Below are 10,367 nucleotides of genomic sequence, written 5' to 3'. Positions count from 1 at the left end.
GTGAGGAAGTCGTCGGCGCCCCCGCGCCGTGGCGGGCGGGGTCAGCCGATCGGCAGGCCGCCGAGGAGCGCGTCGGTGGGCAGGCCGTCCGTGGGGAGGGTGTTGCCGACCGCGTCGCCCGGGAGCGCGCGGGAGGCGGCGTCGGTGACCGCGTTCGCGGTGGTGGGGAGCTGGCCGGTGACCGCGTCGGTGGCGGTGGGCAGCTGGCCGGTGAGGGCGTCCGCAGGGAGGTTGCCCAGCACCTGGTCGGTGGGGAGGCCGCCGGGGACCAGGTTGGAGATCGCCTGGGTGGGCAGGCCGTTGGCCAGCTCGCCCACGACCGGCAGACCCTGGAGGGTGTCCTGGGCGGAGGCGCCCGGGGTGTTCAGCTGCGCGGGCTGTCCGGTGTCGGCCTGCGCGGCACCCGCGGCGGCGAGCGCGGCACCGCTCATCAGGACGGTGAGGGTGGCGGCGCGGGCGGTGCGGCGGTTGCGCATGATGCTCCTAGATCGGGGATGTCGCGGGGGTGTCCGCCGGTCTCGGCGGACGATGACGCCAACGACAGGGGGCCGACCGGGTCACGCGCACTGGGCCGTCCGGGCGGCCGTACGCCCGTTTCGGTGTGGAGCGCCGCGTCCGCGCTCGCGTGCTCCGCCGTCCGGCTCACACCTCCCGCGCCCCTCACGCGGGCCTCCGCTCACTTCCGGCTGACGCGCACCGTGTACGTGCCTTCGAGGTCGGCTCCGGCGACGGTGACCCGGACACCGTCCTCGTCGTCGCGGAAGGTCTCGCCGGGGCGGAACGGGGCGTCGGAGAGTTCGGCGTGGACGTTGGGGCGCCGGGTGCAGCCGCCGCTGTCGCGGGCGGAGTCGACGACCTCGATGGGGCCGAGCCCGGTGTCGACCTCGGCGTCGACGCGGTAGACGAGCACCCCGGGGCGGCAGACGGCCTCGTCGTTGCCGTCCTGGGTGCGGACCTCCAGGGCGTAACCGGTGGAGCCGGAGAGCGGGACGAAGACGAGTTTGGTGCCGCCCTTCTCGGCGAGCGGGCGGAGCCGGTGCTCGGTGGTGCCCGGGGTCGAGGCGCAGCGGACCTGGTCGTCGTCGAGCCAGCCGAGCTTCCACTTGTGCCAGCCCAGCAGGTCGTTGTTGGCACCCCAGTCCTCGCTCATGATGTCCCAGTGGCCGACCGCCGCCCCGCCCTCGGATGTGTAGAGGTCGGGGAGGCCGAAGACGTGGCCGTTCTCGTGCGGCAGGACGCGGTAGCCGGTCTGGTCGAAGGAGCCCGAGCCGTCGTCCTGGCGGCTGTAGACGAACGAGGCGTTGGCGACCGGGACGCCGTCGGCGACGGGCGCCTCCTGGTTCCCCGCGAAGGTCACCGACAGCACCGTCTCCAGAGCGGACGGCCCGGCGTTCGGCGTGATCAGGATGTTGAGCAGGTCGTACTCGCTGAAGTCCACCTCGGCATCGGCCTCGCTCACGATGTCCTGGACCAGCTCCCGGTAGCCCGGGTCGAAGGGCGCGCCCCGGTCTATGCCGTACGCGGCGAAGGGGGCGGGCATGCGCAGCCAGCCGGATACGGGGGCCTCGGGGCGGTAGTCGAGGCGGCCGTAGGAGCTGGTGCGGAACCAGTCGGTGGTCTGCGGGAAGAACTCGGCCAGCCGGTCCTGGGCGCTGCCCTCGCCGGGGGCGTCGGGGAAGTCGATCATCAGGTTGAGGGCGCGGACGGTGCCGGTGGAGCGGGTGTAGCCGGGGGCGGTCGGCAGGCCCTCCGACATCTGGACCCCCATCGGGCCGCTGATCATGCACGGCCCCAGCACCGTCGAGCGGGCCATGGCGGCCGGCCCGGCCGTGGGCGGCCCCTCCAGCAGTTGGCCGGTGCTCGCCGAGGTGGTGATCGCGAGGGCGGCGGCGGTGACCGAGGCGAGGACGACGTTGCGCCGGGTTCCGGATATCCGCTGGCGGGTGCGCGACATGCGGTGGCCTTCCGGTCGCGGCAGCCGACCGGCCCGGCTGCACCTGTCCGTTCACCCTCTGCCGGAGGGTGAACGGCCGCTCGCTGGCTGCGACCGAACGGGTGTCTGTCCGGGCCCCTTTGTGAAGTGGATCACGCATCGGCATCCGGGCGCCGGACGGGAAGTGAGCGGAGGCGCTCCCCGTCCGCATGCGGTTCCTGCCGAGCGCCCCGGCGCCCCGGCGGCCCGGCCGCCGCGTCCGGCGGTACGGGCAACGGGAGGGGCGCCGACGAGCAGGCCGAGGCCGCTCCGGTCGCCGTCCACCTGGGCTGACCGGCCCGGCCGGGGCGGGCCGGTTACCGGCGCGAGGTCAGCGCCGCCACGGCAGGTCCGCCCCGGTCCTCGACGGCTGGAGTCCCTCGGCGACGGTCGCCATGATCGCGCCGAGGGACTCGACCTGTTCCGGGGTGAGCCGGTCGAAGAGGGCCTGGCGGACCGCCGCCACATGGCCGGGAGCGGACCGGGTCAGCATCGCCTCGCCCTCGTCGGTGAGGACCGCGAGCTGCCCGCGCTTGTCGGAGGGGCACTCCTCGCGGCGCACCCAGCCGTTCTTCTCCAGCCGCGCCACCGCGTGCGACAGCCGCGAGCGGGTGATCTTGGCGCCCTCGGCCAGCTCCGTCATCCGCAGCCGCCCCTCGGGCGCCTCGGAGAGCTGGACCAGGAGCCCGTAGTAGACGTGCGGCATCCCCGCGTCGCGCTGCAACTGCCGGTCGAGGTGGTCCTCCAGCAGGGTGGTCGCGTGCAGGTACGCCTGCCAGGTGCGCTGTTCGTCGTCGGAGAGCCAGCGCGGCCGCGGGGGCTCGGGCCGGTCGCCGGGGGAGGTGGTCATGTCATCCACTCTACGAAAGTCTCCTTGAAAGTTGAACAAAAGGGCGTTACGGTCCATAGAACTTGAGAGTTCAAGTATCAGGAGTCGCCATGAACGCCCCCACCGAGCGGATGCCCGCCCTCTACCTGAGCCACGGCGCCCCGCCCCTCGCCGACGACCCTGTCTGGCCCGGCCAGCTCGCCGCCTGGTCCGCCGACCTGCCCCGCCCGAGCGCCATCCTCATGGTCTCCGCCCACTGGGAGGAGGCCCCGCTCGCCCTCGGCGCCGTCCGCACCCTCCCCGTCGTCCACGACTTCTGGGGCTTCCCGGAGCACTACTACCGCGTCCAGTACGCCGCCCCCGGCGCCCCCGCCCTCGCCGACTCCGTCCGCAAACTCCTGGCCGCCCCCGGCACCCCCGTCCAGGACATCCCCGACCGCGGCCTGGACCACGGCGCGTACGTCCCCCTCGTCGAGATGTACCCGGACGCCGACATCCCGGTCCTCCAGATGTCGCTGCCCACCCTCGACCCGCGCCGCCTCATGGAGACCGGCCGCAGACTGGCGCCGCTGCGCGACGAGGGCGTGCTGATCGTCGGCTCCGGCTTCTTCACCCACAACCTGGCCGCGCTCCGGCAGGCGGGTACGCCGTCCTGGTCGGCGGAGTTCGACGACTGGGGCCGCGGCGCGCTGGACGGCGGCGACGTCGACGCGCTCCTCGACTTCACGCACACCGCCCCCGCGGGCAGCCTCGCCCACCCGCGCACCGAGCACTTCGCCCCGCTCTTCGTCACCCTCGGCGCCGCCGACGCCACCGGCGACCTCGCCACCCAGCGCAGCGTCATCGACGGCTTCTGGATGGGGCTCGCCAAGCGGTCGGTGCAGTTCGGCTAGGTGGTGTCTGCCTCGCGGCCGGGGCCGGGCGCCTCCCGGCCCGGCGGTCCGTCCAGCTCCTTCTGGTACCACCGCACGTCCCAGTACCGCCCGAACTTCCGCCCCACCTCCTCGTACGTCCCCAGCGGCCGGAAGCCGAAGCGGGTGTGCAGCCGGTGCGAGGCCTCGTTCGGCTGGGTGATCGCGGCGTACGCCCGGTGCAGATCCTCCCCGGCCAGCGCCGCGAAGAGCGCCCTGTACAGCGCGCTCCCCACGCCGCGCCCGCCCGCGTCCGGGGCGCAGTAGACGGTCACCTCCACCGAGGTCGAGTACGCCGCCTTCGGTCTGAGCGGCGAACTCGTCGCATACCCCAGCAGCCGCTCCGGACCCTCGGCCCCGGCAGGGAGGACTCCGTGGCAACCATCAGCCGGTGCGGGCCGTCCTTGGGGTGGGAGAGGAACCACTGCATGCGTTCCTTCGGGGTAAGCGCCACCGTGTCGAAGGTGATCGGTGTCCGGAGAATGAAGTGGTTGTAGAGGTCCGTGAGACCCGCGAGGTCCTCCTCGACCCCCGGCCTGACCTGCGGTTCCACCGTCTCGCACGGTGCCAAGTCGATCACCTTCCCCGCCTGTGGCCGGACAGGGTACTGCATGATCCGGAAAAACAATGAGCAGGTTGGGAATTCTGTCCGGATTGCAATCGTTGATTCCTACGGATGCCGCAACCGGGCCGCCGGATGTGGAGTCCGTCAGGTCGTCCACCACTCATCGCAAGGGAGCACGCATGGCAACCCGTGCCGTCGCCCGTCGTCAGCCCGCCGCCTCCGGCGAGACCGGCGCGGCAGGCAGCGTTCGCGCGACCGGCGAGATCGCCGACCGCGACCTTGTGGGCATGTATCTCGACGAGATCGCCCGCACACCGCTGCTCGACGCCGCGAAGGAAGTGGAGCTGTCCCAGACCATCGAGGCCGGGGTCTACGCCCAGAAGATCCTCGAAGGCGAGGTCGACAGCGACTCCGCCGGAGCTTCCCGCGAGGAGCTGGAAGCGCTCGTCGCCGAAGGGGAGCGGGCCAAGGATGTCTTCATCCGGTCCAACCTCCGCCTCGTCGTCGCCGTAGCCCGCCGTTACCCACGCAGCGGCCTCCCCCTGCTCGACCTCATCCAGGAGGGGAACGCCGGCCTGGTCCGCGCCGTCGAGAAGTTCGACTACGCCAAGGGCTTCAAGTTCTCCACGTACGCCACCTGGTGGATCCGGCAGGCCATCACCCGCTCCATCGCCGACCAGTCACGCACCATCCGGCTCCCCGTCCACCTCGTGGAGGAGCTGGGCCGCATCCGCCGTGTCCAGCGCGAGTTCAACCGCGAGAACGGCCGGGACCCCGAGCCCGCAGAGATCGCGGCCGAGCTGAGCAGCACCCCCGAGCGCGTCACCGACGTCCTCGACTGGGCCCGCGACCCGGTCTCGCTCAACATGTCGGTGGACGACGAGGGCGACACCCAGTTCGGCGACCTCCTGGAGGACACCTCCGCGGTCTCCCCGGAGCAGTCCGTCCTCACGCTGCTGCGCAGCGAGGAGCTGGACGACCTGATCGGCCAGCTCGACGACCGCACCGCCTCCATCATCAAGATGCGGTACGGCATAGAGGACGGCCGCGAGCGCACCCTCACCGAGGTGGGCAAGCAGCACGGCCTGACCCGCGAGCGCATCCGGCAGATCGAGAAGCACGCCCTCCTGGAGCTGAAGCGCATGGCCCACGACACCGGTTTCGACGCAGCGGCCTGATCACTCGGCGGCCCGACCGGGCCGTCGAGGGGCCCCGCCCCCCGATCGGCCCTCCCGGCCCTGCGCACCGGCGTGGCTCGCCCTACGCTCGACCCATATGAGCCAGTGTGGCCCCAGAGCCACCTGGCTCCCCTGAACCCCCGGCACCCGCCCCCCCTGGTGCCGGGGCCCGGCCCCAGCACTCCATCCCCCCCGGGGTGCTGGGGTCCCTCCTTGTCCGGCGCCATTTCTACGAGGCTTCCTGCGGCGCCGCCCCAGCCCCCACGCCGGACGCCCGAACGGCATCACACCGGCCGCCAGGCCCCACCACCCCGGCCCCACCCGTCCGGCCGGCAGGACCGGCCCCTCAGAGCGAGGCGGCCCTGCGCTCCATCGCGGCCTGGGCCGCGTCCTCCGTCTCGTAGACCTCGCACATGTGCCGGCCGTCGGGCGTCGCCGTGTGCTCCACCTCCCAGAGGCTGAGCTCCCGGCCGTCCGCGAGCAGGAACGCGTGCTCGTAGAGGGAGAAGCCGGAGCGACGGCCGCGCAGCGGGTCGAGCCAGCCGAACGCCTGGGTGATCTGGTGGGCGAAGGCCCTCGTGAGCAGAACGGCCACCTCCTCGCCGGGCCGGTCGGCGTTCTCCGCCCGTCGCAGCACCCGCCGTGCGTGGTCGGGGGAGTCGCCCCACTCGTACTCGCGCTCGGGCAGCGGCTCCACCGTGCTGTCGTCCACCACCAGGGACGGCGGGTCATCCAGCGCCTCGGGTTCGGTGTTCGGGAGCGGCAGCCTGGCCGTGGCGATCCGCAGCTCCTCCTGGTCCGTGTACACCTCGTGCTGGAGCTGCCCGTCCGGGCCGGTGTTGTGGGCCAGCTCCCACAGGGTGACGGCACTGCCGTCGGCCACCAGCCACACGTGCCGGTACGTCTCTCGGCGCCTGCCGTCGCTGTGGTGCGCGGCGGAGTGCAGGCAACTGTCATAGGCGAGCGCCGTGTCGAGCCGGGACAGCGTCTCGTCGGGGAGTTCGAAGGAGTTGAGGGTGCGGGCGAGGAGCCGCTGAAGGCGGGCGTCCGGCGACTCGCATGCCTCGTGGGTCCCACATGTCTCGTACGGAACGCTCAAGGTTTCTCCCGGCGTTGCTCCATGTCACCTGGTGGGTGCATACCGTAGTCCCTGGTTCGGACATCTTGCCCGGGAAACGGAAAACGCGTGGACCCCTGCCGGAGTTCCCGCAGTAAGGGCAGCCTTCTCTCAGGCGACGCACCGTCACCCATGCGTGTCTGTACCCCCCTTGGCGCTTCTCATCCCGACCGGTTCCAGCCCGACTCACGCCCCGCCGGGCGGCAGCGCGCGGCCCCCGGCGCACGGGCGTTCCCGCACGCCGCGGGAACACCTGCCGGGCCGGAGCGCGCGCCCTTCGCACGGGCGGGCGGGCCGGACAGGGACAGTGGGTACGGCGTGGTCGGCCCGTCGGACCAGGCCCGGGCGCGGCGGGCAGCCGCGCGACGGGCGGTGAGCGCGCGGGGCGGGCTCGGGCGGGCGCCCCGCGGGGGCGTGCGAGGGCGCACCGGGTCGCCGGCGACCGTCCCCGGCTGCCCAGCGGCTCAGTCCGCCGAGGCCTGCGAGGCCTGCGGGCCCTCCGCGCCGAGATCCCCGTACAGCTCCCGGTACGAGGGGAACACGCCGCCCGGCGTCTCCACCGACTCCGCCGCCAGGACCGCCTTCACGATGGCTCGGGTCATGGCGTCGGCACCGGCCGCCAGGACGTCGTTCATCGCCTCCCCGTCGATCGGCCGGGCGCCGGTGGCCAGGGTGAACACCGTGTCCCCGTCGTGCAGCAGATGCACCGGCCGCACTGCCCTCGCCAACCCGTCGTGCGAGGTGCCGGCCAGCTTCTGCGCCTGCGCGCGGGTCAGTCCGGCGTCGGTCGCCACCACGGCGATCGTCGTGTTCAGCGGAGGCTGCCCGGACGGCCGCACGCCGGGTGGCGGGGCGCCCTCGCCGCCGGGCCGCACCGTCGGAGCCCCGCGCCGCTGGGTCTCCGCGACCGCCGCCGCCAACCGAACCCGCGCGCGCTCGTGCACCTCCGGCGACGGCCACACCACCCCGCCGCCCGGCCCCGGCCGCTGGTCGAAGTACCTGCCGTACAGCACCCCCGTCGCCGGATCGCACACCGCGCCCACCGCGTTCACCACCACCAGCGCCGCCACCGTGTGCCCCGAGGCCAGCCGCAGACTCGCCGTCCCCACGCCTCCCTTCATCCCACCGGCGACCGCCCCCGTGCCCGCGCCGACCCCGCCCTGTCCGACCGGGCCCCCGGCCGCCGCCCGCTCCACCGCCTCCCGGCCCAGCGCCGCTCCCGGCCGCGCCCGCCAGTCACCGCCGCGTCCCAGGTCGAAGAGGCAGGCCGCCGGGACCACCGGGACGACCTGGTGCGGGCCGGGCCCCACCCGTACGCCCCGGCCCTCCTCCTCCAGCCAGGCCGCCACCCCGGAGGCGGCGTCGAGCCCGAACGCCGAGCCGCCCGTCAGCACCACCGCCTCCACCCGCTGCACCAGGTTGCGCGGGTCGAGGGCGTCCGTCTCCCGCGTCCCCGGGCCGCCGCCGCGCACATCGACGGCGGCCACCGCCCCGCCCCGCTCCGCCAGCACCACCGTCGTGCCCGACAGCCAGCCGCCGCCGCTGCGCGTGGCATGGCCGACCCGCAGCCCCGCCACATCCGTCAGCGCGTCCCGCGGCCCGGGAACGGGGGAGGCGGGCCCGGCGGACAAGTCCGGGGAGCCGGGCCCGGGCTCGGCGCGGCTGCCGCTGCCGTCGCTGTCGCCGTCGCTTCCGGTGGCCGAGGGGTCAGGTCGTCGCGTCATGCCCCCATCCGTACCCGGCCGGTCCGGCCTCCACCACCGCCCTCGCCTCGTCCGCGATCAGCCTCGGCCCTCCTCCCCGTCGTCCCCCCCCGACCGGCCCCCGTTCCGGGCTCTGTCGGTGTTCCGCGTCCCCGCCACCGCGGCGGCACACACCACCCCCGCCGCGGACACCGCCCACCCCGCCAGCAGAGTGCAGGCCCGCACCAGCCCCGCCGCCACCGGCAGCACCGCCTGCGGCCGTGCCCCCGGGGCGGGGCCCGCGTCCGTCCCGCCCGCCGCGCTCGGCGGGGCCGCATCCCGAGGTGGCGTACCGCACGTACCGCACCTTTCGGTGCCCCCACGCGGGCGGCCCGGCCGGACGTACGCTGGAGCCATGAGCACCGCCCAGAACCCCGAGCCGCGCGATCCGAAGGACGTCCTTGACTTCGACGATCCGCTGAGCCGTCCGTCCTCGGACGACACCGACCGCGGCTGGGGCGAGCAGCCCGCCACCGGAGGTTCGGCGGCGGACCTGGCGCGCTTCCTCGACGAGAAGCCCCCGCACCACATCTGAGCCGAATCCCGCCACCGCTCGGCCCTGACCCGCCTCCGGCGATCCGCCGGACGCGCCACGTACCGGGGACGAGCGGACGGGCGCCCGGCCCGACCGAGGGCCCCGCACGACGGCTGAGGTGAGCGCCGTGGCGGTGCTACGGATCAGGCCTGCGGCGGCTGCGGGCCCGTGGTTCCGGGACCGTCCTCGCGCGGGGCAGACCCGGGGGTGCCGGAGCGCTGCGCGACCAGCTCGTCGCGGATCTCCTTCAGCACCTCCAGCTCGGTGATCTCCATCGCCTCCGCGACGCCCTCCTTCTCCGCCTTGCGGGCGGCCTGCCGGGCCAGGTACTTCGCCATCGGCAGGACCATGAGGAAGTACACGACCGCCGCCGTGATGAGGAAGCTCAGGGCGGCGCTGAGGACGTTGCCCCACATGATCGGGATGCCGTCGAGCACCTCGCCGGTCTCCTGGTTGTAACGGCACGGGCCGGAGAGGCAGGAGCTGTAGCGGTTCAGGTCCTGGGTGCCGATCGCACCGACCAGGGGGTTGATGATCCCCTCCACCACAGAGTTCACGATCTTGGTGAACGCGGCGCCGATGACCACCGCGACCGCCAGATCGATCACGTTTCCGCGCATCAGGAACGCCTTGAAGCCGTCCAGGAGGCTCGGTTCCTTCTTCTCGCTCACCACGGGGCCCTTCTTCACTGACGTTTGCGGAGGAATCAGCTCCGCAACCTACGCCAGCCTTGGGCCGACCTGTCCAATCGCATCCCACGATCGAGGGACTTGACGGCCGTGGGGTGAGCAGGACGTGAAGCATTCGCACAAGGTTCAGCACACCGCCACCACCAAGCGCCCGCCGCCCCCGGCTCCGGAGGAGGACGCGGCGCCCGTCACCGCACCGGCCAACGCCTCGGCCGTCGCACGGCGCACCCGCAGGAGCACCAGCGCCCCGCCGGAGCCGCCGGGCTCACCGAACTCGGGCCACGGAGCCTCACCGGACGCGCCGCTCCCGCCGCTCACAGGGGCGCCCGGCACGCGGAGAACCTCCGCACAGGAGGCGACCCGGCGGGCCTTGCGCGGCGACCCGTCGCCGGGCGGGCCGGCCCCGTCGGCCGCCAGGACATCGACCCGGTCGCCCGCCCGCAGGAACCCGGCCGCACCGCCGTCGGCCAGCCGCACCGGTGCCGTGACGAACCGGCCGCCCGCACCCGCCTCGGCCGCCCGGACGCTCGCCGAAGCGGGGGCCGCCGCCTTCTCGTCCATGCCCGGAGGCTTCTGGGAGGCCGGGAGCCCGGGCGCCGCCAGCCACACCGCGCCCCCCAGCAGGCCCCCCACCAGGGCACGCCCGCGCCACCGGCCCAGACGACCGGACCCCGGCCCGCCACGGACCCGCACCGGGGCGAAGGCGGCCACGCGCCCCGGAGGCGGCACCCCGTACCCCGGCACGGTGGGGGTCCCGAGGTGGGGGCCGGGGGAGGGGGACGTGAGGTCGGGAGGTTGGGGGAGCGGGTCGGGGAGGGCGGCCTTCGGG

General features: G+C 74.1%; 10 protein-coding genes and 1 pseudogene. 3 read left to right on the top strand and 8 right to left on the bottom strand.

The window, feature by feature from the left end; translation table 11 throughout:
* Positions 1–41: 41 nt before the first annotated feature.
* The 3 genes from ACFWMZ_RS24310 to ACFWMZ_RS24300 all read right to left on the bottom strand — a co-directional run bounded on the left by ACFWMZ_RS24310 (position 42) and on the right by ACFWMZ_RS24300 (position 2,822).
* Positions 42–476 (bottom strand): hypothetical protein, encoded by a 435-nt coding sequence (locus ACFWMZ_RS24310; RefSeq protein ID WP_383182286.1) that lies wholly within the window; start codon positions 474–476, stop codon positions 42–44.
* A 200-nt stretch (positions 477–676) separates the two neighbouring features.
* On the bottom strand, positions 677–1,954 hold the full coding sequence (locus ACFWMZ_RS24305) for a M6 family metalloprotease domain-containing protein (protein ID WP_383204050.1): 1,278 nt from the start codon (positions 1,952–1,954) through the stop codon (positions 677–679).
* 349 nt (positions 1,955–2,303) lie between these two features.
* The gene (locus ACFWMZ_RS24300) at positions 2,304–2,822 is read right to left on the bottom strand and encodes a MarR family winged helix-turn-helix transcriptional regulator (RefSeq protein ID WP_383204047.1); all 519 of its coding nucleotides are present in this window, start codon (positions 2,820–2,822) and stop codon (positions 2,304–2,306) included.
* 89 nt (positions 2,823–2,911) lie between these two features.
* Between ACFWMZ_RS24300 and ACFWMZ_RS24295 the strand changes: the two genes are divergently transcribed.
* Positions 2,912–3,694 (top strand): dioxygenase, encoded by a 783-nt coding sequence (locus ACFWMZ_RS24295; protein ID WP_383204045.1) that lies wholly within the window; start codon positions 2,912–2,914, stop codon positions 3,692–3,694.
* Here ACFWMZ_RS24295 and ACFWMZ_RS24290 read toward each other — a convergent pair.
* Positions 3,691–4,325, bottom strand: a pseudogene (locus tag ACFWMZ_RS24290) (GNAT family N-acetyltransferase). The gene ACFWMZ_RS24295 and the pseudogene ACFWMZ_RS24290 overlap by 4 nt on opposite strands.
* A 131-nt stretch (positions 4,326–4,456) precedes the next feature.
* Here ACFWMZ_RS24290 and ACFWMZ_RS24285 point away from each other — a divergent pair.
* Positions 4,457–5,455 carry an RNA polymerase sigma factor RpoD/SigA gene (locus ACFWMZ_RS24285; protein WP_383182294.1) on the top strand — a complete coding sequence of 333 codons (999 nt, stop codon included), beginning with the start codon at positions 4,457–4,459 and terminating at the stop codon, positions 5,453–5,455.
* 346 nt (positions 5,456–5,801) lie between these two features.
* On the opposite strand, the gene ACFWMZ_RS24280 is transcribed toward ACFWMZ_RS24285, so the two are convergent.
* A complete protein-coding gene (locus tag ACFWMZ_RS24280) occupies positions 5,802–6,554 on the bottom strand; it encodes a DUF6227 family protein (protein ID WP_383182296.1) in 753 nt (250 codons plus the stop codon).
* 482 nt (positions 6,555–7,036) lie between these two features.
* Positions 7,037–8,296 carry a P1 family peptidase gene (locus ACFWMZ_RS24275; protein ID WP_383182298.1) on the bottom strand — a complete coding sequence of 420 codons (1,260 nt, stop codon included), beginning with the start codon at positions 8,294–8,296 and terminating at the stop codon, positions 7,037–7,039.
* 373 nt (positions 8,297–8,669) lie between these two features.
* Between ACFWMZ_RS24275 and ACFWMZ_RS24270 the strand changes: the two genes are divergently transcribed.
* Positions 8,670–8,849: a hypothetical protein gene (locus ACFWMZ_RS24270; RefSeq protein ID WP_383182300.1), complete on the top strand. Its 180-nt coding sequence runs from the start codon at positions 8,670–8,672 to the stop codon at positions 8,847–8,849.
* A 143-nt stretch (positions 8,850–8,992) separates the two neighbouring features.
* On the opposite strand, the gene mscL is transcribed toward ACFWMZ_RS24270, so the two are convergent.
* Positions 8,993–9,523 (bottom strand): large conductance mechanosensitive channel protein MscL, encoded by a 531-nt coding sequence (gene mscL, locus ACFWMZ_RS24265; protein WP_383204042.1) that lies wholly within the window; start codon positions 9,521–9,523, stop codon positions 8,993–8,995.
* A 141-nt stretch (positions 9,524–9,664) separates the two neighbouring features.
* Positions 9,665–10,099 carry an RcpC/CpaB family pilus assembly protein gene (locus ACFWMZ_RS24260; RefSeq protein ID WP_383204039.1) on the bottom strand — a complete coding sequence of 145 codons (435 nt, stop codon included), beginning with the start codon at positions 10,097–10,099 and terminating at the stop codon, positions 9,665–9,667.
* Between the last annotated feature and the right edge of the window lie 268 nt (positions 10,100–10,367).

Source organism: Streptomyces sp. NPDC058373 (assembly GCF_042723275.1).
Taxonomy (GTDB): domain Bacteria; phylum Actinomycetota; class Actinomycetes; order Streptomycetales; family Streptomycetaceae; genus Streptomyces.
The sequence above is the reverse complement of the archived record's forward strand: the minus strand, read 5'-3'. Positions and strand labels throughout refer to the sequence as shown.